The organism is Streptomyces sp. NPDC001880 (assembly GCF_053594575.1).
Map to the genome: position 1 here is coordinate 19642 of NZ_JBSFET010000015.1, position 23405 is coordinate 43046.

Annotated in this window: 19 protein-coding genes and 1 pseudogene; 8 read left to right on the top strand and 12 right to left on the bottom strand. The window is 70.7% G+C overall.

Translation table 11 applies throughout. From position 1 onward, the window contains the following. Nucleotides 1-33 precede the first annotated feature (33 nt). The 4 genes from ACWCQ6_RS12070 to ACWCQ6_RS12085 form a co-directional block, all read right to left on the bottom strand. Entirely contained in the window at nt 34-1503 is a 1470-nt protein-coding gene (locus ACWCQ6_RS12070) for a catalase (protein ID WP_451088088.1), read from the bottom strand. A 147-nt stretch (nt 1504-1650) separates the two neighbouring features. Then, nucleotides 1651-3570, bottom strand: a complete 1920-nt coding sequence (locus tag ACWCQ6_RS12075; RefSeq protein WP_451088090.1) for a SpoIIE family protein phosphatase — start codon at nt 3568-3570, stop codon at nt 1651-1653. 371 nt (nt 3571-3941) lie between these two features. Then, entirely contained in the window at nt 3942-4640 is a 699-nt protein-coding gene (gene fomD / locus ACWCQ6_RS12080) for a cytidylyl-2-hydroxypropylphosphonate hydrolase (RefSeq protein ID WP_451088092.1), read from the bottom strand. 245 nt (nt 4641-4885) lie between these two features. Beyond that, nucleotides 4886-6310 carry a class II fumarate hydratase gene (locus tag ACWCQ6_RS12085; RefSeq protein WP_451088094.1) on the bottom strand — a complete coding sequence of 475 codons (1425 nt, stop codon included), beginning with the start codon at nt 6308-6310 and terminating at the stop codon, nt 4886-4888. Nucleotides 6311-6416: 106 nt separating this feature from the next. Between ACWCQ6_RS12085 and ACWCQ6_RS12090 the strand changes: the two genes are divergently transcribed. Then, nucleotides 6417-7946, top strand: a complete 1530-nt coding sequence (locus tag ACWCQ6_RS12090) for a ricin-type beta-trefoil lectin domain protein (RefSeq protein ID WP_451088096.1) — start codon at nt 6417-6419, stop codon at nt 7944-7946. Between the two features lie 75 nt (nt 7947-8021). Here ACWCQ6_RS12090 and ACWCQ6_RS12095 read toward each other — a convergent pair whose 3' ends face one another. Continuing rightward, nucleotides 8022-9323, bottom strand: a complete 1302-nt coding sequence (locus tag ACWCQ6_RS12095; protein WP_451088098.1) for a M18 family aminopeptidase — start codon at nt 9321-9323, stop codon at nt 8022-8024. 452 nt (nt 9324-9775) lie between these two features. Here ACWCQ6_RS12095 and ACWCQ6_RS12100 point away from each other — a divergent pair. After that, nucleotides 9776-9904, top strand: a pseudogene (locus tag ACWCQ6_RS12100) (LuxR C-terminal-related transcriptional regulator); the annotation flags it as partial. A gap of 79 nt (nt 9905-9983) precedes the next feature. Here the strand turns inward: ACWCQ6_RS12100 and ACWCQ6_RS12105 are convergent. Continuing rightward, nucleotides 9984-11651, bottom strand: coding sequence for a fumarate hydratase (locus ACWCQ6_RS12105; RefSeq protein ID WP_451088100.1), 1668 nt, complete (start codon nt 11649-11651; stop codon nt 9984-9986). A 352-nt stretch (nt 11652-12003) separates the two neighbouring features. On the opposite strand from ACWCQ6_RS12105, the gene ACWCQ6_RS12110 reads away from it, so the two are divergent. Together ACWCQ6_RS12110 and ACWCQ6_RS12115 are read left to right on the top strand one after the other, a co-directional pair. Further along, nucleotides 12004-12672, top strand: a complete 669-nt coding sequence (locus ACWCQ6_RS12110; RefSeq protein WP_451088102.1) for a DUF1707 SHOCT-like domain-containing protein — start codon at nt 12004-12006, stop codon at nt 12670-12672. Between the two features lie 257 nt (nt 12673-12929). Then, nucleotides 12930-13313: a WhiB family transcriptional regulator gene (locus ACWCQ6_RS12115; protein WP_451088104.1), complete on the top strand. Its 384-nt coding sequence runs from the start codon at nt 12930-12932 to the stop codon at nt 13311-13313. 137 nt (nt 13314-13450) lie between these two features. Here ACWCQ6_RS12115 and glpX read toward each other — a convergent pair whose 3' ends face one another. Beyond that, nucleotides 13451-14482 carry a class II fructose-bisphosphatase gene (gene glpX, locus ACWCQ6_RS12120; protein WP_451088106.1) on the bottom strand — a complete coding sequence of 344 codons (1032 nt, stop codon included), beginning with the start codon at nt 14480-14482 and terminating at the stop codon, nt 13451-13453. A 141-nt stretch (nt 14483-14623) separates the two neighbouring features. Here glpX and ACWCQ6_RS12125 point away from each other — a divergent pair, with 141 nt between their 5' ends. Further along, nucleotides 14624-15142, top strand: coding sequence for a DUF4245 domain-containing protein (locus ACWCQ6_RS12125; protein WP_451088108.1), 519 nt, complete (start codon nt 14624-14626; stop codon nt 15140-15142). Nucleotides 15143-15244: 102 nt separating this feature from the next. Here the strand turns inward: ACWCQ6_RS12125 and ACWCQ6_RS12130 are convergent, their stop codons facing one another. The 4 genes from ACWCQ6_RS12130 to ACWCQ6_RS12145 form a co-directional block, all read right to left on the bottom strand. After that, the gene (locus ACWCQ6_RS12130; RefSeq protein WP_451088110.1) at nt 15245-15835 is read right to left on the bottom strand and encodes a malonic semialdehyde reductase; all 591 of its coding nucleotides are present in this window, start codon (nt 15833-15835) and stop codon (nt 15245-15247) included. Between the two features lie 160 nt (nt 15836-15995). Beyond that, the gene (locus tag ACWCQ6_RS12135; RefSeq protein ID WP_451088112.1) at nt 15996-16259 is read right to left on the bottom strand and encodes an exodeoxyribonuclease VII small subunit; all 264 of its coding nucleotides are present in this window, start codon (nt 16257-16259) and stop codon (nt 15996-15998) included. A 79-nt stretch (nt 16260-16338) separates the two neighbouring features. Then, a complete protein-coding gene (xseA, locus tag ACWCQ6_RS12140; RefSeq protein ID WP_451088114.1) occupies nt 16339-17550 on the bottom strand; it encodes an exodeoxyribonuclease VII large subunit in 1212 nt (403 codons plus the stop codon). 223 nt (nt 17551-17773) lie between these two features. Next, nucleotides 17774-19153 carry an APC family permease gene (locus tag ACWCQ6_RS12145; protein ID WP_451088116.1) on the bottom strand — a complete coding sequence of 460 codons (1380 nt, stop codon included), beginning with the start codon at nt 19151-19153 and terminating at the stop codon, nt 17774-17776. A gap of 124 nt (nt 19154-19277) precedes the next feature. Here ACWCQ6_RS12145 and ACWCQ6_RS12150 point away from each other — a divergent pair, with 124 nt between their 5' ends. After that, nucleotides 19278-20276, top strand: coding sequence for a 4-hydroxy-3-methylbut-2-enyl diphosphate reductase (locus ACWCQ6_RS12150; protein WP_451088118.1), 999 nt, complete (start codon nt 19278-19280; stop codon nt 20274-20276). Between the two features lie 60 nt (nt 20277-20336). Then, a complete protein-coding gene (gene ppgK / locus ACWCQ6_RS12155) occupies nt 20337-21074 on the top strand; it encodes a polyphosphate--glucose phosphotransferase (RefSeq protein ID WP_451088120.1) in 738 nt (245 codons plus the stop codon). A gap of 211 nt (nt 21075-21285) precedes the next feature. Here the strand turns inward: ppgK and ACWCQ6_RS12160 are convergent, their stop codons facing one another. Further along, the gene (locus tag ACWCQ6_RS12160; protein ID WP_451088247.1) at nt 21286-21831 is read right to left on the bottom strand and encodes a DUF6542 domain-containing protein; all 546 of its coding nucleotides are present in this window, start codon (nt 21829-21831) and stop codon (nt 21286-21288) included. 274 nt (nt 21832-22105) lie between these two features. On the opposite strand from ACWCQ6_RS12160, the gene ychF reads away from it, so the two are divergent. Next, nucleotides 22106-23194 carry a redox-regulated ATPase YchF gene (gene ychF, locus ACWCQ6_RS12165; protein ID WP_451088122.1) on the top strand — a complete coding sequence of 363 codons (1089 nt, stop codon included), beginning with the start codon at nt 22106-22108 and terminating at the stop codon, nt 23192-23194. Nucleotides 23195-23405: the final 211 nt, after the last annotated feature.

Consider the following 23405-nt stretch of genomic DNA (forward strand, 5'->3'; position numbering starts at 1 on the left):
GGCCGGCACCGCCCCTGATGCGATTCCCGTGCGTCAGCCGCCGTTGACCTTCTTGGCGATCCGGTCGCCGAGGTCCTTGTCCACGTTGCGCCAGTACTGCAGCGCGCGCTCCAGGACCGGGGCGCTCACACCGTCCAGTAGATGGCCGGAAATGTTCGACACCAGCCGCTCGCGGGCCGCGTCGTCCAGGACCTTGCGCACCATCGTGCCCGCCTGGCCCCAGTCGTCGTCCTCGCGGTGCAGCTTGTACGCCTCGTGCACCATCTCGCCCGCCGTGGCCCAGCCCGCCGGGTCGCCGTAGCGTTCGGTGTCCGCGGCCGGACCGCCGTACGAGTTCGGTGCGTAGACCGCTCCCGTACGAGCCGGCTCGTACCGCATCGGGCCGTCCTTCGCATACGAGTTCCGGCCGAACCGCGGGCGGTTCGGGGGCAGCTGCGCGTAGTTCGGGCCGATCCGGTACCGGTGGGTGTCCGGGTACGAGAAGAGCCGGCCGAGCAGCATCTTGTCGGGCGACGGACCGATGCCGGGCACCAGGTTCGACGGCTCGAAGGACGCCTGCTCGATGTGGACGAAGAAGTCCTCCGGGTTCTCGTCGAGCGTCATCCGGCCGACCTCGATCTCCGGGTAGTCGCCGTGCGGCCACACCTTCGTGAGGTCGAACGGGTTGAACCGATAGTCCGGCGCGTCGTCGAACGGCATCACCTGGACGTAGAGCGTCCAGCTCGGGTGGTCACCGCGCTTGATCGCCTCGAACAGGTCGCGGCGGTGGACGTCACCGTCCACACCGGCCATCCGGTCGGCCTCGTCCTGCGTGTAGAAGTCGATGCCCTGGTCGGTCTTGAAGCGGTACTTCACCCAGAACCGCTCGCCGCCCGCGTTGATCCACATGTAGGTGTGCGAGCTGTAGCCGTTCATGTTGCGGTACGTCTTGGGGATGCCCCGGTCGCCCATCAGCCACGTCACCATGTGGGCGGACTCGGGGGACAGGGTCCAGAAGTCCCACTGCATGTCGTGGTCGCGCACCGCGCTGTCCGGACGGCGCTTCTGCGAGCGGATGAAGTCCTGGAACTTCATCGGGTCACGCACGAAGAAGATCGGCGTGTTGTTGCCGACCATGTCGTAGTTGCCCTGCTCCGTGTAGAACTTCAGCGCGAATCCGCGGGGGTCGCGCCAGGTGTCCGGGGAGCCCTGCTCGCCGGCGACCGTGGAGAAGCGGGCGAGCATGGCGGTCTGCTTGCCCGGCTGGAAGAGGTCGGCCTTGGTGAACTGGCTGACGTCATTGGTCACCCTGAAGGTGCCGTACGCGCCGGATCCCTTGGCGTGGACCACCCGTTCGGGGACCCGTTCACGGTTGAACTGGGCCATCTTCTCGATGAGGTAGTGGTCCTGGAGCAGGATCGGTCCGTCGGCTCCGACAGTGAGCGAGTGCTCGTCGCTCTCCACCGGGATTCCGGCGTTGTTCGTGGTGTAGGGGGTGTTCCTGGTCTTGGGTTCCTCGGACACGAGCGTCCTCCCGTCGGTGGGGGTTTCGGTCAGGTCGTCTCGTTCACGACTGAAGTCAAACCCGCCGACAGGAGGTCGGCAACATTTCGCTACCCTGCGTACAGGGCTCTGCCCCGTGCCCGTTCCGGACCCTTTCACCCGGCCCTGTTACTGGCCCCGCGTCGGCATCTCGAACCAGACCACCTTGCCGGTCGAAAGGCGCGTCGCCCCCCACCGTCTGGCCAGCCGGTTCACCAGGAACAGGCCACGACCGCCCTCGTCCATGTCACGCGCCCGGCGCTGCCGGGGCAGCTGCGGGGAGTCGTCGCCGACCTCGCAGCGCAGGGTGTCGGTACGCAGCAGCCGCAGCGTCACCGGTCGCTCCGCGTAACGCACCGCGTTGGTCACCACCTCGCTGACCAGCAGCTCCACCGCGTCGGAGAGGTCGTCGAGACCCCAGCGGCCGAGCGCGCGGCGGGCCAGCCTGCGGGCCCGGCCCGGCGCGGTCTCCTCCGGTTCGAGGTGCCAGTACGCGACGTCGCTCGGCGCGATTCCGCCGAACCGGGCGGCGAGCAGCGCGATGTCGTCGTCCCGGTCGCCCGGACCGAGCATGTCCAGGACGTCGTCGCACAGCGCCTCCAGCGGCGGCGAGTGGTCCGGGCCGGTCAGCCGGGCGGTGGCGGCGAGCCGCTCGCGCAGCTGCTCGATCCCGGTCCAGACGTCCCGCAGCCGGGACTCCACCAGACCGTCCGTGTACAGCAGCAGCGTGGCGCCCGCGGGCGCGTCCAGCTCGACGGCCTCGAAGTCCACCCCGCCGACACCGATCGGGGCGCCCGGCGGCACCCGCAGCACCTCCGCACGGCCGCCCAGATGGAGCAGGACGGGCGGCGGATGCCCGGCGTTGGCGATGGTGATCCGGTGCGCCACCGGGTCGTACACCGCGTACAGGCAGGTCGCCATGCGGTCGCTGCCGAGCCGCTGCGCCTGCTCGTCGAGGTGGTGCAGCACCTCCTGCGGCGGCAGGTCGAGCCCGGCGAGGGTCTGCGCGGTGGTGCGCAGCTGCCCCATGATCGCCGCGGACGTCATGGAGTGGCCCATGACATCGCCGACGACCAGGGCGACCCTGCTCCCGGGCAGTGGGATCGCGTCGTACCAGTCGCCGCCGACCCGGGCCGTCTCGGCGGCCGGCAGATAGCGGGAGGCGAGCCGGACGCCGGTCGGCTGCGGCAGCGAGTCGGGCAGCATGGTGCGCTGGAGCTCGTCGGCGATGTACGCCTCGCGCCCGTACAGCACGGCCTTGTCGATGCCGAGCGCGGTGTGCGTCGCCAACTGGGCCGCGACCAGCAGGTCGTTGGACTCGAAGGGCGGCCGCTCCGTTCCGCGGAGGAAGACGGCGGCGCCGATCACCCGCCGACGGCCGCGCAGCGGGGCGAGGATCGCGCGGTGTCCGGTGGGTACGGTCCGGCCGGCGCCGAGCAGCTCGGGCAGCGCGGCACGGGCCGCCGCGGAGTCCCCGAAGACCGGCCGCACCCCGCGCAGCACCTCGGCCAGCGCGCCGCCCGAACGGACCTCGCACAGCTCGGCCGCGGGCGTCAGGTCGCCGTGCGGATCGATGACCGGCAGCCGCAGGCGCTCGGTCTCCGGCGCGCTCTCCGTCTCCTCCTCGTTCAGCCGCAGCCGGTCGGACCGGCGCAGCCGCAGCACGAAGGGAGAGACCGGCCGCTCGTCGCCGACCGGGAGCGGGTCGCGCAGGTAGACCAGTATGGCGTCGGAGAACGTGGGCACACTGGCCCGGCACAGGCCGAGCACGATCTCGTCCAGGTCGATGCCGCGGGCGATCCGCCGGGTGGCGGCCCCGACAAAGCGCAGCCGGTCGCCCTCGCGACGGACCGCGGCCTGCGGATCGAGTCCTGCGGGGCCGTTGCTCGCCGCGGGGCCGGCTCCCGATCCCGGCGCCAGGGCAGGGTTGGGGATCGCGGCGGCAGGGGAAACGGCCGGCGCGGCGTCCTGCTGCCGCGGCCGGGTGCGTTCCTGCGGCCGGGCGGCGAGAGGCTGCCGGCCTTCGTGGGAGGTGGGGTGCTCCGTCACGCGTGGGGTTCCGTCCGTCCGGGCCGGTTGTATGAGGCAATCACCAGTTGGGGCGTTACTGTGCCCCGGCAGGAGCGGCGATAACAACGGCTGTCACCGGATGCCCCGGAACGAGGGGCTGAAACCTGATGCTTGCGGCGTGGGTCGGTGACAACGTTTCCGGCGACGGGGCGGGCAACAGCGAGCACGTCTCCACCCCCTCGTAGTGGTTCATACGATTCATACGACTGACGTGGCTCATGTGGCTCATTCAGTGCGTGGTGCTCGTGCGGTGACTTGTGGTCAGGTCCATTGCCGCGCCTTCCGGTTGGAGTGGAGCGGCACTCCGGAGGACGATCCTACGTTTGCCCCCCTGGGGTGCATCAAGGGTCTCACGACGGCATATGCGAGGGGGTGCGGTCCCAGTCATCCGGAAGCGCGGGAACCCGCCATTGTGGATCGGGCCGCCAGTTCTCCCAGCCGTCGCGGAACGGGGCGCCCCACTGCTGAATCAGTTCGACGGCGTCCCGGCCCGCCTCCCGCACCCGCTGGGCGGTCTGCGGGGGCATCAGACCGGCCCGCTGCGCCATGGCGAACTCGTCCTCGTCGCGCCAGACCCAGCTGCGGTCGGGGTAGACGGAGATGTCGAGAAAGTGATCCTCGGAGTCGACGCCGCCCTGCCAGCGGGTGTGCGGTTCCTCCAGATTCACGTACCAGCTGCGGAACTGCCAGACCGGCTCCCAGAACAGCCAGACGGACCAGGGGTCGCCGGGCCGGGCGAGCTTCAGCACGCCGTTGCCCAGCCAGGGGGAGCGGACGGTGGTGCGCGGGGCGGTGTAGCGGGTGGCGAGCGGCTCGGCGCGCACGTCGCCGCCGTCGGCCAGCACCGGCTTCACGCACTCGGTGCCGGGCGCCACCCACACCGCGAGCAGCTCGTCGGTGTCCTGGACGACGGTGACGGGGCGGCAGATGTGGAACGGGTCCGGGGCGTGCTCCGGCGCCCCGGACCCGGCCGACGCGCCGTTGCGGCGGTAGCGCCACAGGATCTGATCACCCGGCGCCCAGTGCTCGATGTCTCCAGTACCTGCCATGGACGGATCTTAGAGGGTGTCGGGTGACCTCGGATCGGAATGCGGACGCGGTCCGGCACGTGCGATTCCAAGGCGGAGGAGGGGGTGGACGGGGCCTCCCCTGCTCAAGCGGAGCCGAGAGCTCGGGGAAGGAGCGTCGTCGGCCCATGACAACGCGGGAAGCGTGCGCGCCAGGGCGTGGCCGCCCGGCCGGAGGCCACCCGACAGCCTCTTGGAGGGGCCGAACCCCGCGGCTGCCGTGCGGGTCACGGGTGGGTCATGCGCAGCACGTCCAGGGCCTCGTCGAGCTGCTCCACGGTGAGGTCGCCGCGCTCGACGTACCCCGACTCCAGGACCACCTCGCGAATGGTCCGGCGCTGCGCCAGGGACTTCTTGGCGACCTTCGCCGCCTCCTCGTAGCCGATGTACTTGTTCAGCGGCGTGACGACGGAGGGCGAGGACTCGGCGTACTCCCTGGCCCGTTCCACGTTCGCCGTGATCCCGTCGACCGTGCGGTCCGCGAGCAGCCGGGAGACGTTGGCCAGCAGCCGGACCGACTCCAGCAGGTTCTTCGCGATGACCGGAAGCATCACGTTCAGCTCGAAGTTGCCCGCCGCGCCCGCCGTGGCGACCGTCGCGTCGTTCCCCGTCACCTGGGCGGCGACCATCAGCACGGCCTCGGGGACGACGGGGTTCACCTTCCCCGGCATGATCGACGAGCCCGGCTGGAGGTCGGGGAGGCCGATCTCGGCGAGTCCGGTGCGCGGTCCGGACGCCATCCAGCGCAGATCGTTGGAGATCTTGGTGAGCGAGACGGCGATGGTACGCAGCTGGCCCGAGGTCTCCACGAGGCCGTCCCGCGCGCCCTGCGCCTCGAAGTGGTCCCGGGCCTCCGTCAGCGGCAGCCCGGTGGTGCGGGCGACCTCGGCGATGACGGCGGCGGAGAAGCCGGGCGGCGTGTTGATGCCGGTGCCCACGGCCGTGCCGCCCAGGGGCAGCTCGGCGAGGCGGGGGAGGGAGGCGCGCAGCCGCTCGACCCCGTACCTGACCTGTGCCGCGTAGCCGCCGAACTCCTGGCCGAGGGTGACGGGCGTGGCGTCCATCAGATGCGTACGCCCCGACTTCACGACCGTCGCGAACTCGGCGGACTTGCGCTCCAGGGCGGAGGCCAGATGGTCCAGCGCCGGGATCAGGTCGCCGGTGACCGCCGCCGTAGCGGCGATGTGGATGGAGGACGGGAAGACGTCGTTGGACGACTGCGAGGCGTTGACGTGGTCGTTCGGATGGACCTCGCGGCCCAGGCGCTCGGTGGCGAGCGTGGCCACCACCTCGTTGGTGTTCATGTTGGACGAGGTGCCCGAGCCGGTCTGGAAGACATCGACCGGGAAGTGGTCGTCCCAGCGCCCCTCGGCGACCTCGGCGGCGGCCTCCTGGATGGCCGCGGCGATCTCCGGGTCGAGCACCTTCAGCTCGGCGTTCACCTTGGCGGCGGCGGCCTTGATCCTGGCCAGGGCCTCGATGTGGGCCCGTTCCAGGCGCTGCCCGGAGACCGGGAAGTTCTCCACCGCGCGCTGCGTCTGGGCCCGCCACTTGGCGTTCGCAGGCACCCTCACCTCGCCCATCGAATCGTGCTCGATGCGGAAATCCGTGGAGCCCGCGGGGGTCCGTGCGCCGGCCTGTGACTCGTCCATCTCGTTCAACCTCCTGAAAAAGTTGAGCACTTGTCTTGTTCTGTCTATTCCCAAGTCGCCTACCGACCAGTAAATACCGGGGGTAACCACAACCCGGGGAGGCGCAATGAGGCGCACCAGGCACAGACTTCGCTGTACGGTCGCGGCCGCCGCGGCCATGGCGGCGGCACTCGGCGGCATGGCCGCCGCCGCAGGACCGGCCGGCGCGACGGACCGGTCCGGCTCCAGCACTACCGCATCCACCCCCCTGTCGCCCGAACTGGAGGCCATCCGCGCCGCCGAGGCCACCCAGCTGTACGGCGACCCGGCCGAGCGCCCGCTCGCCCAGCGCAAGACCGGGCTGATCTCGCTCGGCGACAGCGAGATCTCCGGCGAGGGCGTCGGCACGTACGAGGCCGGCACCAACGGCCCCGACAACTGGTGCCACCGCTCGCCCGACTCCGCCATCCACCGCACCGGCATCCCGGCGGACGTCACGTACAACGTCTCCTGCTCCGGCGCGTACACCGGCAACATCGAGATCGGCGGCTCGAAGCAGTACGCCGACGAGCTGGTGCAGAGCGACAACCTCGCCATCAAGGCACGCAACACCCGCATCAAGATGATCGTGCTCGTCGCGGGCGCCAACGACGACCTCCAGTTCGGCCCGGTCATGACGGACTGCGTCACGCGCTGGGTGCTCTCCCAGGGCACCTGCCAGCCCAAGTACGAGGGCGGCTGGCAGGCGCGCGTCGACGCGCTCGTCCCCAAGGTCGAGAAGACGGTGCGCGACCTGAGGACCGTCATGTCCGGGGCGGGCTACGCCGACAGCGACTACAAGCTCGTGGTCATGGGCTACCCGAGCCCCATCGGCCCGGACTTCTACGACAACCCGGACTTCCCCGGGAAGCTTCCCGGGGGCTGCGCCGGATACGACTCCGACGCCTCCTGGGGCCGCAACGCCGCCGTGCCCGCCTTCGAGCGCGGCATGCGCAAGGTCGCCTCGGACACCGGGGCCGTCTACCTCGACAACTCCCGGCTCTTCCACGGGCACGAGGTCTGCAGCGAGTCCACCTGGGCCCGCGGCCTCTACATCGACCTCGGGCACTTCCCGCCGGACTCCAACTCCGTGCGGCAGTCCTACCACCCGAACGCGCGAGGCCACGGCGCCTTCGCGTCCTGCCTGACCCAGATCTACAACTCGAACCTGCGCGAGGCCGGCTGCGCCGACCCGGCGAGCACCGGAAACCCGGTCCTGCGGGCCGGGGCGTGGGACGACCTGTTCCAGCCCCTGAAGAACGAGGCCACGGGCACCTGTATGGACGTCCCCGGCTCGGTGACCCGCAATGACACGAAGGTCGGCGGCTGGGACTGCCACGGCGGCCGCAACCAGGGCTGGTGGTACGACTCCGGCACCAAGACCCTCCGTACGGCGCTGAGCCACGACCGGTGCCTGGACGTGCCGGGCGCCGACTACAAGGCGGGCGCCACGCTCATCCTGTACAACTGCTCGGGCGGGGCCAACCAGCAGTTCGTCAAGCAGTCGGGCACCCTGCGCCCGGCGGCCTCGACCGGGCTGTGCCTGACGCTGGCCGGTGCGAAGGAGCCGCTGAAGCTGCAGAGCTGCGACGGCGGCGCGCAGCAGCGGTTCGCGTAGCGGGACCGTTCCACCAGCGCGTGGAGGGGCGGGGCGACCGAGACCGCTCCGCCCCTCCGGGCTGTTCGGCGCAGGTCAGCCGGACGTCATGAACGCGCCCAGCGCGGCGGCCAGATGACCGGGGTCGTCCGCCCCGCACAGCTCGCGCGACGAGTGCATGGAGAGCCCCGGCACCCCCACGTCGACCGTCGGTACCCCCAGCCGGGCCCCGGTGATCGGGCCGATCGAGGTGCCGCACGGCATCGCGTTGTTGGAGACAAAGGGCTGCCACGGCACGTCGGCCCGCTCGCACGCCGCCGCGAACACCGCCATGCCGGTGCTGTCGGTGGCGTACCGCTGGTTGACGTTGACCTTGAGCGCGGGGCCGCCGTTCGGCAGCGGACGGTGCTCCGGGTCGTGCCGCTCCGCGTAGTTGGGGTGCACCGCGTGGGACATGTCGGCGGAGACGCAGAAGGCACCGGACAGGGCCCGCGACCAGTCCTCCGGGCTGCCGCCGCGGGCGGTGACCGAGCGGCCCAGGACCCGCTCCAGCAGCGGACCCTGGGCACCTGTCTCCGAACCGCTGCCGACCTCCTCGTGGTCGAAGGCGGCCAGCACGGGGATGTACGAGGGCGCCTCGTCCGCACTCGCCGCACCCGCCAGGGCTGTGACGCCCGCGTGCACGGACACCAGGTTGTCCAGCCGCGCCGACACCACGAACTCCCGGTCCGCGCCCAGGTATCCGGGCGGCTGGACGTCGTGCAGCATCAGGTCCCAGCCGAGTACCTCGTCCGGCTCCACCTCGGCGGCCGCCGCGACCCGGTGCAGCAGCGCACCCTCCTCGCGCTCGCCGAGCGCCCACACCGGGGCGAGGTGGCGCTGCCGGTCGAGCGAGAGCCCCTCGTTGACCGTGCGGTCCAGGTGGATGGCCAACTGGGGCACCCGCAGAAGGGGTTCGTCGATCAGGACGAGCCGGGAGCCGGTGCCGCCGCCCGGGGTGCGCAGCGCGAGCCGCCCGGAGATGCCGAGATCGCGGTCGAGCCAGGTGTTCAGCGGAACGCCGCCGTAGATCTCCACACCGATCTGCCGCCAGCCCGCGGAGGCGGTGTCGGGGGCGGGCTTGACCCGCAGATTCGGGGAATCGGTGTGGGCGCCGACGATCCGGAAGGGGGTGTGCGCCGGGGCGCCCTCGGGGACGTACCAGGCGATCAGCGCACCGCCGCGGGCGACGAAGCTGCCGCCGGTCGTGCCCGTCCAGTCGTCCGTGCCCCGCAGTTCGCGGAAGCCGGCCTTCTCCAGGCGCTGGGCGGCACTGGCCACCGCGTGGTACGGGGAAGGGCTGGTGCTGATGAAGGACAGCAGGTCGTCGCTGTGGCTGCGGTGGGGAAGCGGCGTCATTCGGCGTCCGCCTTTCCGGTGTTCGACGGTGAGGGTGGAGGAACCCGCGCCGGTCCGCCGGGTGCGGTGCGGTGCGGTGCGGGAGGTGTTCGAGGCGGGGAGCGGCGTGCTTCGGGAACGTCCGACAACCCACCAAAGCGGCCCGGTACGACGCAAGCCCGTCGCGCGGCCCGCTGCGTGAAAGCGGCGCCGGCGGAGCAGCCGCCCCGAGGGCGGGCTCCGTGGCGGGCGGGGGCGCACCGGGAGCGTGCGGGACGGCGCGCCGGGCACCCGACCCCTCACCGACCGCCGCAAGATTGGCTGAATAACGCCGTACGCGAACCCCGGGCGTCCCGTCCTCCGTCACCGCACCGGCCCGTCGTGACCGGCGCCGGAGCGGGCGGGGACACCTGCCCGCCCGCGCGGCCCGGACACCCTGACGAGGAACACCACCGCGACCACGACGGCCGCCCGCCCGGCGCCTCGGCATGAGCCGCCGCAGCGTCGCCCAGCACGTGCGCAGGGTCTCCGAGCAGCTGGGCAGCAACAGCCGGGCCCAACTCGGCTGTCTGGTCGCGACATCGGGCCTGCTGGAGGCATGAGAACGGCCCCGCGGGAGCGCTCCGGCCGAAACGCCCTGCGGGGCCGTGATGTCATCCGTGCCCCGTGCGGGGCGGCAGGTCAGGCGAGACCCGGGCCCCGCACCGGAATGCTGGTGAACGTCGGCGCAGGGGCGGGCTCGGTGAAGAAGTCGTTGCCCTTGTCGTCGACGACGATGAACGCGGGGAAGTCCTCGACCTCGATCCTCCAGACCGCTTCCATGCCGAGCTCCTCGTACTCGATGACCTCGACCTTCTTGATGCAGTCCTGCGCGAGCCGGGCCGCCGGGCCGCCGATCGAGCCGAGGTAGAAACCGCCGTGCGCGTCGCACGCGTCGGTGACCTGCTTGGACCGGTTGCCCTTGGCGAGCATCACCTTGGAGCCGCCCGCCGCCTGGAACTGCGCGACATAGCTGTCCATGCGGCCGGCCGTCGTCGGGCCGAAGGAGCCGGAGGCGTACCCCTCGGGCGTCTTCGCCGGGCCCGCGTAGTAGACCGGGTGGTCCTTCAGGTACTGCGGCATCTCCTCGCCCGCGTCCAGCCGCTCCTTGATCTTGGCGTGCGCGATGTCGCGGGCCACGACCAGCGGGCCGGTCAGCGAGAGCCGGGTCTTGACCGGGTACTTGGTCAGCTCGGCGAGGATCTCGTCCATCGGCCGGTTGAGGTCGATCTTCACCACGTCGCCCGACTCGTCGAGGTGCTCGTCGGTGGTGTCCGGGAGGAAGCGGGCCGGGTCCTTCTCCAGCTGCTCCAGGAACACGCCCTCGGCGGTGATCTTCGCGGTGGCCTGGCGGTCAGCCGAGCAGGAGACGGCGATCGCGACGGGCAGCGAGGCGCCGTGCCGGGGGAGGCGGACGACGCGTACGTCGTGGCAGAAGTACTTGCCGCCGAACTGGGCGCCGATACCGATCTTCTGCGTCAGCTCGAAGACCTTCTCCTCCAGCTCCTTGTCCCGGAAGCCGTGGCCGGTGGGGGAGCCCTCGGCCGGCAGCTCGTCGAGGTAGTGCGCGGAGGCGTACTTCGCGGTCTTGAGCGCGAACTCGGCCGACGTACCGCCGACGACGATCGCCAGGTGGTACGGCGGGCAGGCGGCCGTCCCCAGCGAACGGATCTTCTCCTCCAGGAACTTCATCATGGAGGCCTCGTTCAGCACGGCCTTGGTCTCCTGGAAGAGGAACGACTTGTTGGCCGAGCCGCCGCCCTTCGCCATGAAGAGGAACTTGTACGCGCCGCCGTCGGTGGCGTACAGCTCGATCTGGGCGGGCAGGTTCGAGCCGGTGTTCTTCTCCTCCCACATGGTGAGCGGAGCCATCTGCGAATAGCGGAGGTTGAGCTTGGTGTAGGCGTCGAAGATGCCGTGCGACAGCGCCTCCTCGTCACCACCCTCGGTGAGGACGTTCTGCCCGCGCTTGCCCATCACGATCGCGGTGCCGGTGTCCTGGCACATCGGCAGCACGCCCGCCGCGGCGATGTTCGCGTTCTTCAGCAGGTCGAGCGCGACGAACTTGTCGTTCGACGACGCCTCCGGGTCGTCCACGATCCGCCGCAGTTGCGCCAGGTGGGCGGGGCGCAGATAGTGCGAGATGTCGTGCATGGCCTCGGCGGCCAGAGTGCGCAGCGCCTCCGGAGCGACCTTGAGGAACGTACGACCGTCGGCCTCGAAGGTGGAGACACCCTCGGAGGTCACCAGGCGGTACGGCGTGGTGTCCTCGCCCAGGGGGAGCAGATCGGAGTACGCAAACTCTGGCATTACGGCCATTCCTCACTCGGCAGACGGTGGCTGACCTCCCTCGGGCAGCGCATCCACCAGGGTAGAACGCCGCAGAGGCGCCGAAGTTGTGAGGTAAGGCTCAGTCCGGCCGCCCGGGGCCGCCCGCGCGGCGGGGGCGGCACAGCCACCAGGAGGGCCTGTCCGGCGGACCATGGCCGGGCCGCGGCGTCTGGCACGGCGCCTCGCGGCGTTGCCGAAACGTCCGAACAGCTCCGCTGTCAAGACGCTCCGGCGCCTCGCGAGGCACCGCACCGGACGCCGCGCCCTGTCCGACCCTGATCCGCCGGACAGGCCCTAGTCGCGATCTATCGCGTTTGGGTAACCTGGGCCGGTGGACCTCGAAAAGCAGCCCCAGCAGCCCCAGCAACCGGCGCCCCCGACGGCCCCGGCCGGTATCCGTGCCTCCGACGCGGACCGTGACCGGATCGCGGACATCCTGCGCGAAGCCATGGCCGAGGGCCGGCTCACCGCCGACGAACACGCCGAGCGGGTCGACGCGGTCTACCGTGCCAAGACCGTCGGCGAGCTGGAGCCGCTGGTACGGGATCTGCCCGGTCCGGCGGGCACCGCCCGCCCGGCCGCCCCCGGCGCCCACGGCCACGACAGCCCCACGGGCCCCGCGGACAACCTGGTGGCGATCTTCAGCAGCTCGACCCGCAAGGGTCGCTGGCGGGTCGGCGGCCGTACGAACGCCTTCGCGCTCTTCGGCAGCGTGGAGATCGATCTGACCGAGGCGCTTTTCGGTCAGAGACTCACCGTCATCAACGCGACTTCCGTGTTCGGGAGTGTGGACGTCAAGGTCCCCGAGAACATCTCGCTGCGCGGCAGCGGCACGGGCATCTTCGGTAATTTCGAAGTCACCACACTGGAATCCGCGGACCCCGAAGCGCCGGTGGTCGTCGTCAACGGCTATTCCGTGTTCGGCAGTGTCGAGGCGAAGCCCAAGCGGGGGAAGTTCATCGCGGATCTCCAGGACCGGCTGCGCAAATACCTCGGATAGGGGCGTGCTCTTCGGTGCGCACTTCGCCGTACTCCGCGCCGCGCTCTCTCTCGCGCTCGCGACAACCGCGAGAACTCGCGGAAACTTTTGCGAAACCCGACCGGCCTCGGCTAACCCCTTCGAAAACAAGCCAAATTCCCGGTCGACGGGAATTCGGCGCCCTGGAACCGAGGGCCACTCAGTGCATGGGCACGCGCACAGCGGGTAGGGAATGCTGCATCGTCTCTCGCTCGCGAAGCCGTCGTCAGGAGTAGACCGTGCTGCAACTGCCGCATCAGCCCCTGCAGGTCGCTGCCGTTCCTCCCCAGCGCACCCCCGCGCGGGAGGACCAGGCCGGCCCCTGGCACTCGGAGGCGGTGTGCCGCCGGGACGAGGCCGGGCTGTTCTTCGCCCCTTCGAAGGAGCCGACTGCTGCCAGACTCGCGCGCGAGGAGTCCGCGAAGCGGGTCTGCGCGCGCTGCCCGGTGATGATCGAATGCCAGGAGCACGCGCTCGTGCAGCCGGAGCCGTACGGGGTGTGGGGCGGGCTCACCGCCGCCGAGCGCCGTGTGGTGCTCGCCCGTCGCAGACGGCGCGAGATGGAGCTCAAGACCTCGTCCGCGTCCGCCGGCGCGACGGGCCGCATCGCTGCGGCGGGCTGACCGCCCCCGGCGGCCCGGGAGCGGCCCGGGTCCGTACGGCCCGCAATCGCGGGCACTGCCCCGACGGCTACGCGAAGAGGCGCCCCCACCGCACACGGGGGGCGCCTCTTCGCGTTCCGCCTCTTGCGCTGCCGGGCCTACTTCGCGCGGTCGAAGTCGATCGCGCTGTAGGCGCGCAGCTTCGAGAGCCGGTGCGTGGAGTCGATCTTCCGGATGGTGCCGGACTTGGACCGCATGACGATCGACTCGGTGGTCGCCGTTTCCGCGCGGTAGCGCACACCGCGCATCAGCTCACCGTCCGTGATGCCGGTCGCGACGAAGAACACGTTGTCGCCGCTGACCAGGTCGTCGGTGGACAGCACCCGGTCCAGGTCGTGCCCGGCGTCCAGCGCGCGCTGGCGCTCGGCCTCGTCCTTGGGCCAGAGCCTGCCCTGGATGACACCGCCGAGGCACTTTATGGCGCAGGCCGAGATGATGCCCTCGGGGGTGCCGCCGATGCCCATCAGCAGGTCGACGCCGGTCCCCTCGCGGGCGGCCATGATCGAGCCCGCGACATCGCCGTCGGAGATGAACTTGATCCGGGCGCCGGTCTCGCGGATCTCCTTGACTATGCCCTCGTGGCGCGGGCGGTCGAGGACGACGACGGTGACATCTTCGGGGGCGGAGTTCTTCGCCTTCGCGACACGGCGGATGTTCACCGAGACGGGGGCGTTGATGTCGACGAAGTCGGCGGCCTCGGGGCCGGTGACCAGCTTGTCCATGTAGAAGACGGCCGACGGGTCGAACATGGCGCCGCGGTCCGCGGCGGCCAGCACGGCGATCGCGTTCGGCATGCCCTTGGCGTTCAGGGTCGTGCCGTCGATCGGGTCCACGGCGATGTCGACCTCGGGGCCGGTGCCGTCACCGACGCGCTCGCCGTTGAACAGCATGGGGGCTTCGTCCTTCTCGCCCTCGCCGATGACGACGACGCCGTTCATCGAGACGGTGGAGACGAGGGTCCGCATGGCCTTCACGGCGGCGCCGTCGGCGCCGATCTTGTCGCCACGGCCCACCCAGCGTCCGGCCGCCATGGCGGCGGCCTCGGTGACCCGGACCAGTTCCAGGGCAAGGTTGCGGTCGGGGGCCTCGGGGGAGACCTCGAGCTGAGACGGCAGATGATGCTCGGACATCGGAGCGCACCTTTCTGTACGGCGACGACCGGAAGAGGGTGCTGCGACTCTATCGTCAGGTCGACAAAATGAGCAGACCGGGTCACTTTTGAGCGGCTGCCCCCGGGTCGGGCCCATCGGGGCTAATGCGACCATGGACCCGTGGCTAGCAAGCGAGGCAAGCAGACGGTGCGGGACATGTTCCTGTCGATGGTGGTCGTCTCCGCCGCGGCAGGGGTTGTTTATATCTTCGTTCCGCACGGCGGGAACGCCAACCCGGTCGAGGCGGTCGACTACCGGGTGGAGCTCCAGACGGCCCGGCGCGCGGCGCCGTACCCCGTGGCCGCGCCGGACGGACTGACCGAGAAGTGGAAGCCGACCTCGGTCAGCTACGACCGCAAGGCGGGCAACAGCTGGCACCTGGGCTTCCTCGACCCGGAGGGCAAGTACGTCGCGGTGGAGCAGTCCACGTCCCCGGCGAAGAAGTACGTGACCGAGGTCAGCCAGGACGCCAAGAACACCGGGCGTACGCGGCAGGTCGCGGGCGAGACCTGGCAGCACTGGGAGGGGCCGAAGTACGACGCCCTCGTGCGCCACGACAAGGACGCGACCACGGTGGTCACGGGTTCCGCCTCGCCGGAGCGGCTGGCGGAGATGGCCGCCGCACTCAAGACGTCCTGACGCCGCCGCCGGGGCGTGCCGTCCCGGCGCCCCTGCGGCCCGCATGCGCAAGACCCTGGAGCACTCGGTGCTCCAGGGTCTTCCGCATGCGCGTGGCGAGGGTCAGACGGTCGTGACGACCTCGTCGTAGGCGAGGCGCGGCAGACGCGGGAACCAGGCGTCCTCGCCCGGCCTGCCGATGTTGACGACCATCAGCACGTTGTGGTCGCCGTCCAGGAACTCCTTCTCGATGCCCGCGGCGTCGTAGCCGGTCATCGGGCCCGCGGCCAGGCCGGCGGCGCGGACGCCGATGATGAAGTAGGCGGCCTGCAGCGCGCCGTTCAGCGAGGCGGCCGACTCGCGGACCGGGCGCTCGGAGAAGAACGCGTCCTTGGCCTGCGGGAAGTGCGGCATCAGGGCCGGGAGCTCCTCGTGGAACTCGTTGTCGGTGGCCAGGATCGCGACCAGCGGGGCGGTCGAGGTCTTCGGCTGATTGCCCTCGGCCATGTGCTTCACCAGACGGGCGCGGGCGTCGTCGGAGCGGACCAGGACGACGCGCAGCGGCGACTGGTTGAACGCGGTCGGCCCGTACTTGACCAGGTCGTAGATCGCCTGGACCTGCTCATCGGTCACCGGCTCGTCGGTGAAGGTGTTGGCGGTGCGGGCCTCACGGAAGAGGAGGTCCTGGGCGGCAGCGTCAAGAGCGAGGGACATCGGTGCGTAATACCTTCCGGACGTACACGTGGATCGAGCAACGCGGATCACGGTAACCGAGAGGTAGGTTAACTTTCAACTAAAATTGGACGGAGTGACTCGTCCCACAGCGATCCCGATCCTTGCCGACAGCGGTCCCGGAAAGCCGTCAGCGGCGGTCTCAGCCGTTGTCGGCCGTGGTGCCGCCGCTCTCCAGGGAGTCGGCCGGGCCCGCCAGAGCGGCGTCCAGCCGGGCGCGCGCGCCTTCCAGCCAGTGCCGGCACACCTTCGCCAGCTCCTCGCCCCGCTCCCAGAGCGCGAGCGACTCCTCCAGCGTCGTACCGCCCGCCTCCAGGCGGCGCACCACCTCGATCAGCTCGTCGCGGGCCTGCTCGTAGCCGAGCGTGCCCGTGGCACCAGCCGCCGTAGTCGCGTCGTCCGTCATGCTTCCCACCCTACGTTCCGGCCCACCGGGGGCCATTGACCTCGTCCGTCCACATCTGCGGGTGCGCCCGCGGGTGCGGTCACTCGCCGACCCGTACGGCGAACTCGCCGCCCGAGACCCGGGCCCGGAGCACCTCGCCCGGCGCCCCCGCGTCCTCGGGACTCCGTACGACATGGCCGTCGGCCCGTTGCAGCACCGCGTAGCCGCGCTCCAGCGTCGCCGCCGGTGACAGGGCGACCACCCGCGCCCGGGTGTGGGCGAGCTCCGAATCCGCCCGGTCCAGCAGATGCCCCAGCACCCGCCGGCTCCGCCCGGTCAGCGCGTCGATCTCCGACGCGCGCTCGTCCACCATCCGCTGGGGATGCTCCATCGACGGCCGGCCCAGGGCGTGTGCCAGCCCCCGCTCCTCGCGGTCCAGCAGCCCCCGTACCGTCCGCAGCGCACGGTCGCGCAGCTGCCCCACCCGGTCCAGCTCCTCGCCCACGTCCGGCACGACCTTCTTCGCCGCGTCCGTCGGCGTGGAGGCGCGCAGGTCCGCGACCAGGTCGAGCAGCGGTGAGTCCGGCTCATGGCCGATCGCCGACACCACTGGCGTACGGCAGGCGGCCACCGTCCGGATCAGCTGCTCGTCCGAGAACGGCAGCAGGTCCTCCACGCTGCCGCCGCCCCGGGCCACCACGATCACGTCGACATCCGGGAGGTCGTCCAGCTCCTTCACCGCCTGGACCACCTGATTCACCGCGTGCACACCCTGCACCGCCGCATTGCGCACCTCGAAGCGGACCGCTGGCCACCGCCGCCGGGCGTTCTCCAGCACATCGCGCTCGGCCGCCGACGCCCGCCCGCAGACCAGGCCGATCAGCTGCGGCAGGAACGGCAGCGGCTTCTTCCGGTCGAGCGCGAAGAGCCCCTCGGAGGCCAGCGACTTCTTCAGCCGCTCCAGCCGGACCAGCAGCTCGCCGATGCCGACCGGCCGTATCTCCGTGGCCCGCAGGGACAGCTGGCCGCGCGGCGCGTACCACTCGGGCTTGGCCAGGACGACGACCCGCGCCCCCTCCGTCACCACATCCGCGATCCGGTCGAAGACCTGCCGGAAGCACGTCACGCTCACCGAGATGTCCTGCGAGGGGTCGCGCAGCGTCAGGAACACCACCCCGGCACCCGGCCGCCGCGACAGCTGGGTGATCTGCCCCTCGACCCAGACCGCGCCGAGCCGGTCGATCCAGCCCCCGATGAGCCGCGACACTTCACCTACGGGCAGCGGAGCTTCCGCGGACGTTTGGAGAGCCATGCGAGCGAGCGTATCCGCCCCCACCGACAATCGGGCGGCCATGACGAACGCCGCTCGGGCCGGGTCACTTCCCGCTCAGGCCGTACGGCGCCCCCACTGCGACGCCGGCACCACCAGCCTCGCCCCGCTCGGGCCGGGTCGCTCCCCGCTCAGGCCGTACGCCGCCCCCATTGCAACGCCAGCACCACCAGCCTCGCCCCGCTCGGGCCGGGTCGCTCCCCGCTCAGGCCGTACGGCGCCCCCATTGCAACGCCAGCACCACCAGCCCCACGCCGAACCAGCACACCCCCACCACCTGGGCGCTCCAGGTCGCCTCCAAGATCACCGCGATCAGCACCCCCGCACCCACCACCGGCACCAGCACATGCCGCCACCAGCTCGGCGGCCCCTCCATCCGGCGTACGGCGAACCAGCCGACCACCGACGCGTGCAGGAGCACGAAGGCCGTCAGCGCGCCGATGTCGACGACCGACACCAGATGGTCCAGTCCGTCGGCGCGCCGGGCCGCCCACACCGCGGCGACCAGCGTCACCGTCGCGGACAGCAGAATCGCGGCCCGCGGCACCCCGGACCGCGGGTCGATGCCGGCGAGCACCCGGGGCAGCCGCCGCTCCCTGGCCATCGCGAAGAGCAGCCGGCCCGCGGCGGCCTGCCCGGCCAGCGCCGCGAACGCCGCCCCGATCGCCTTGCTCACCGCCACCAGATCGTGCAGCCAGCTCCCGACCGCCGAGTCCACAGTGTCGTAGAACGCCGACCCCTGCGCGGCCGGGTCGGCGGCCAGCTCCGCCGACGTCATCGGTTCGAGCAGCGCCGCCAGATACGTCTGCGCCACGAACAGCACACCCGTGAGCACCAGACAGAACAGCAGCGCCCGCGCCACCTTCGCCGAGCCCCCGCTCACCTCCTCCGCGAACGTGGCGATCGCGTCGAAGCCCAGATACGACAGCACGGCCACCGACACCGCCCCCAGCACCGCCGTCGCGGAGAAGCCGGAATCACCGGTGAGCGGGCTCAGCCAGCCGCGCTGCGCCCCGTCCCGTACGAGAACCACCACCGCCGACACCAGGAACACCAGCAGCACCACGATCTCCATCGCCAGCACCGCGAAACCGACCCGGGCGGCGGCCCGCACGCCCCAGAGATTGAGCAGGGTGGTGACGACGACCGCGAGCGCCGTCCACACCCACCGCGACACCGACGGCACCAGCGCGTTCAGCGCGATCCCGGAGAAGAGATAGGCGACCGCCGGGATCAGCAGATAGTCGAGCATCGCCATCCACCCGGCGATGAACCCCGCCCCCTCCCCGAGCCCCTTGCGGGCGTAAGCGAAGACCGAACCCGCCAGCGGGGCGACCCGCACCATCTGGGCGTAGCTGAACGCCGTGAACGCCATCACCACCGTCGCCACCACATAGACCAGCGCGACGGCACCGTTCGACTTCGCGTCGAGCGTGCCGAACACCCCGACGGGCGCCATCGGCGCGATGAACAGGAGCCCGTAGACCACCAGATCCCGGAAGCCGAGCGTCCGCCGCAGCCTCCCGACCTCCTGGTGCGACCCCGCCACCTCCACGACCCCGCCACCGCTCCCGCTCTCCGGCATGAGCCCTCCCTGGGTCGCGTGCGGACCAGTCCTGCCGGACCGCGTACGGATCAGTCCCGCCAGACCGCGTACGGATCAGTCTCGCCATCCGGCCGATCTTCCGCGCGTTCGACTCGGCCTTACGATGGGTCGCATGACTGCTACGACACCTCGCCGCGTCCTGCTCGCCGCTCCCCGTGGCTACTGCGCGGGCGTGGACCGTGCCGTGATCGCCGTGGAGAAAGCCCTGGAGCAGTACGGCTCCCCGGTGTACGTACGCCACGAGATCGTCCACAACAAGTACGTCGTACAGACGCTTGAGAAGAAGGGCGCGATCTTCGTCGAGGAGACGGCTCAGGTCCCCGAGGGCTCGATCGTGATGTTCTCCGCGCACGGCGTCGCGCCGACCGTGCACCAGGAGGCGGCCGAGCGGAAGCTCGCCACCATCGACGCGACCTGCCCCCTGGTCACCAAGGTCCACAAGGAAGCCGTCCGCTTCGCGCAGGACGACTTCGACATCCTCCTGATCGGCCACGAGGGCCACGAGGAGGTCATCGGCACCTCCGGCGAGGCCCCCGACCACATCACGCTGGTCGACGGCCCCGAGGATGTCGCCGGTGTCGAGGTGCGCGACCCGTCCAAGGTCGTCTGGCTCTCCCAGACCACGCTCTCCGTCGACGAGACGATGGAGACGGTCGGCGCGCTCAAGGAGAAGTTCCCGCTCCTGATCTCGCCGCCCAGCGACGACATCTGCTACGCCACGCAGAACCGCCAGACCGCGGTGAAGCAGATGGGCGAGGATGCCGACCTGGTGATCGTCGTCGGCTCCAAGAACTCCTCCAACTCGGTCCGTCTGGTCGAGGTCGCCCTCGGCGCCGGCGCGAACGACGCCCATCTGGTCGACTTCGCCGAAGAGATCGACGAGGCCTGGCTGGAGGGTGTCTCCACGGTCGGCGTCACCTCCGGGGCGTCGGTTCCCGAGGTTCTGGTCGACGGCGTCCTGGCCTGGCTGGCCGAGCGCGGTTTCGAGGACGTGGAGATCGTGAAGGCGGCCGAGGAGTCCATCACCTTCTCGCTGCCCAAGGAGCTCCGCCGTGATCTGCGCGCAGAGGCCGCAGCGCTCTCGGAGAACTCGGAGAAGTAGCCCCGGGCATCGGGGCGTTCTGGGCAGTGGGCCGGGCCGCCTGCCCGTACCGTGGACTGCATGCAGATCTTCGGCGTGGACATCGGCGGATCCGGGATCAAGGGCGCTCCCGTGGACCTGGACCGCGGAGACCTGGCGCAGGAGCGCCACAAAGTACTGACACCGCACCCGGCCACGCCCGAGGACGTGGTCGAGTGCGTGGCCGAGGTCGTCGGCCACTTCGACTGGTCCGGCCCGGTCGGCGTCACCTTCCCGGGCGTCGTCACCGGAGGTGTCACCCGTACCGCGGCCAATGTCGACAAGGGCTGGGTCGACGCGGACGCCCGCCGCCTTCTCAGTGACCGGCTGAACCTCCCGGTCACCGTGCTGAACGACGCGGACGCGGCCGGTGTCGCCGAGATGACGTTCGGCGCGGGCCGGGGCCGCAAGGGCACCGTGATCATGCTGACGCTCGGTACGGGCATCGGCAGCGCCCTCTTCGTCGACGGGCGGCTCGTGCCCAACACCGAACTGGGCCATCTGGAGCTGAACGGCCACGACGCGGAGAAGCACGCCTCCACCAAGGCCAAGGAGGACGAGGACCTGAGCTGGCACCACTGGGCGCACCGGGTGCAGAAGTACCTGACCCATGTGGAGATGCTGTTCACGCCCGACCTCTTCATCATCGGCGGCGGGGTCAGCCGCAAGGCCGACAAGTTCCTGCCCCTGATCGAGCACGTACGGGCCGAGATGGTGCCGGCGGAGCTGCAGAACAACGCGGGCATCGTGGGCGCGGCAATGGCGGCCGCGGGCCGCTGAGGGCTGTCGCGCAGGCCCCGGTGGATCAGCGCGCGGCGTCGGATGCGGTGCATCGCAAGGCCGAGGGACATCCGCATACCGGGCGCACGCGAACTCCCGGCGGCGCGGCGAGGAGTGGGGTCTCCCCTGCCGAGCGCAGCCGAGAGCTTGGGGAAGCAGCTGTCGTCGCGCGCCCGCCGGGGCCTGCGGGACAGCCCTCAGGGGCTGCTCTTCACCGCCGTGGGCGGCGCGGCCCCTGGGAGGAGGGGCGTGCCGTCTGCGTGGCGAGCGGCGTGCGGCGCTGCCGCTGACGCATCAGCCGTACCTTCCGTACGGTCGCGATGAGCCCGGCGATGAGCGTCCCGCCGTACAGCCATCCGGCGTGCACGGCGAGCGCGGTGACGACCGCCATGATCCGGCCGCCGACGCCGCTCGTACCACCGGCGATCGGTACGACTCCGACGGCGAACGCGATCGGCACGATGATCGGCGCGGTCACCAGGTCCGCGGGCCGCACCCACAGCGCGGTCAGCGCGCAGACCGGCAGGAACAGCACCCCGAACACCACCGGCGAACCGTCGAGGGCCAGCCGGTCGAGGCAGGCGATCACGAACATCGCGGCAGCGGCGAAGAGCCCGGCCCCGATGCCGGTCAGCCGGGGATTGGGCAGTCTGCGCAGCGCGAGCACGACGGGCGGCACGGGACGGGAGCGGCCCTCCGGCGTGCTCACCACCCGGTATACGGCCGCGGTCTCCTCGATGGTGCCCTGAGGGGACAGCGGGGCCTGACGAGACTGCCTGCGCTGCGGGGGACGTGTCCTGTGCTGCTCCACCGGGACAACGTAGGTCGCCGGGCGGGAGGAAACAGGTGCGGGACACGCCCTTTGGGCGACCTAGGGGATGAGTTCGATGCCACACGGCCGAACGGGAACCGGATCGGCCCCCGGCCGGACCCGTGGGTACCCGGTTGCCCCCGCCCGTAAACTGGAGAATCGGCCCACCCGGGCCCGCAGCGTTCCCGCCCACCGCCTCACTCCTCAGGAAGTCGCCAACGTGTCGCTCACGATCGGAATCGTCGGCCTGCCGAATGTCGGCAAGTCGACCCTGTTCAACGCCCTGACCAAGAACGACGTGTTGGCGGCCAACTACCCGTTCGCCACGATCGAGCCGAACGTCGGCGTCGTCGGCGTCCCGGACGCCCGCCTGAACAAGCTGGCCGAGATCTTCGGCTCCCAGCGGCTGCTGCCCGCGACGGTCGACTTCGTCGACATCGCCGGCATCGTCCGCGGCGCCTCGGAGGGTGAGGGCCTGGGCAACAAGTTCCTCGCGAACATCCGCGAGTCCGATGCGATCTGCCAGGTCATCCGTGCCTTCAAGGACGAGAACGTCGTCCACGTCGACGGCAAGGTCTCGCCCAAGGACGACATCGAGACGATCAACACCGAGCTGATCCTCGCCGACCTCCAGTCCATCGAGAAGGCCGTCCCGCGCCTCACCAAGGAGTCCCGCCTCCAGAAGGAGAAGGTCGCGGTCCTCGCCGCGGTCGAGGAGGCCCAGAAGATCCTGGAGTCGGGCCAGACCCTCTTCGCCGCGGGCATCACCGCGGGCACCGAGAAGGGCAAGCTCCTCCACGAGCTGCACCTCCTGACCACCAAGCCCTTCCTCTACGTCTTCAACGTCGACGAGGACGAGCTGGTCGACGAGGACTTCAAGAACGAGCAGCGCGCCCTGGTCGCCCCCGCCGAGGCGATCTTCCTCAACGCCAAGATCGAGTCCGAACTGATCGAGCTCGACGACGACGAGGCCCTTGAGCTCCTCCAGTCCATGGGCCAGGAAGAACCCGGCCTCGCCACCCTCGGCCGCGTCGGCTTCGACACCCTGGGCCTGCAGACCTACCTCACGGCAGGCCCGAAGGAAGCCCGTGCCTGGACGATCAAGAAGGGCGCCACGGCCCCCGAGGCGGCCGGTGTGATCCACACCGACTTCCAGAAGGGCTTCATCAAGGCGGAGATCGTCTCCTTCGAGGACCTCGTCGAAACCGGCTCGGTCGCCGAGGCCCGCGCCAAGGGCAAGGCCCGCATGGAGGGCAAGGACTATGTGATGCAGGACGGGGACGTGGTGGAGTTCCGCTTCAACGTCTGAGCAAGACTTCAGAGCCTCCCTGACCTGCGACGACGCAAGTCAGGGAGGCTTGCTGTCCGCAGCAGTCCGCGCGATGCTGCGACCAGTGCGTGTCGGCGCCGACCATCGGATGCGCTTCTGTCATTCCGAGAGCGCGACGTGCATGCCTGTCATCATTGTTCAATGATGCGGATCGGTGGCTGCTGCCAGGATGGCGGAGGTGGCAAGTACG

Excerpts from the sequence above, each read along its gene's own strand:
- ACWCQ6_RS12150 (WP_451088118.1), top strand. The coding sequence starts at position 19,278 with ATGGGTCGCATGACTGCTACGACACCTCGCCGCGTCCTGCTCGCCGCT.
- ACWCQ6_RS12095 (WP_451088098.1), bottom strand. The coding sequence starts at position 9,323 with ATGACGCCGCTTCCCCACCGCAGCCACAGCGACGACCTGCTGTCCTTC.
- ACWCQ6_RS12085 (WP_451088094.1), bottom strand. The coding sequence starts at position 6,310 with ATGGACGAGTCACAGGCCGGCGCACGGACCCCCGCGGGCTCCACGGAT.
- ACWCQ6_RS12130 (WP_451088110.1), bottom strand. The coding sequence starts at position 15,835 with ATGTCCCTCGCTCTTGACGCTGCCGCCCAGGACCTCCTCTTCCGTGAG.
- xseA (WP_451088114.1), bottom strand. The coding sequence starts at position 17,550 with ATGGCTCTCCAAACGTCCGCGGAAGCTCCGCTGCCCGTAGGTGAAGTG.
- ACWCQ6_RS12090 (WP_451088096.1), top strand. The coding sequence starts at position 6,417 with ATGAGGCGCACCAGGCACAGACTTCGCTGTACGGTCGCGGCCGCCGCG.
- fomD (WP_451088092.1), bottom strand. The coding sequence starts at position 4,640 with ATGGCAGGTACTGGAGACATCGAGCACTGGGCGCCGGGTGATCAGATC.
- ACWCQ6_RS12145 (WP_451088116.1), bottom strand. The coding sequence starts at position 19,153 with ATGCCGGAGAGCGGGAGCGGTGGCGGGGTCGTGGAGGTGGCGGGGTCG.
- ACWCQ6_RS12105 (WP_451088100.1), bottom strand. The coding sequence starts at position 11,651 with ATGCCAGAGTTTGCGTACTCCGATCTGCTCCCCCTGGGCGAGGACACC.
- ppgK (WP_451088120.1), top strand. The coding sequence starts at position 20,337 with ATGCAGATCTTCGGCGTGGACATCGGCGGATCCGGGATCAAGGGCGCT.
- ACWCQ6_RS12135 (WP_451088112.1), bottom strand. The coding sequence starts at position 16,259 with ATGACGGACGACGCGACTACGGCGGCTGGTGCCACGGGCACGCTCGGC.
- glpX (WP_451088106.1), bottom strand. The coding sequence starts at position 14,482 with ATGTCCGAGCATCATCTGCCGTCTCAGCTCGAGGTCTCCCCCGAGGCC.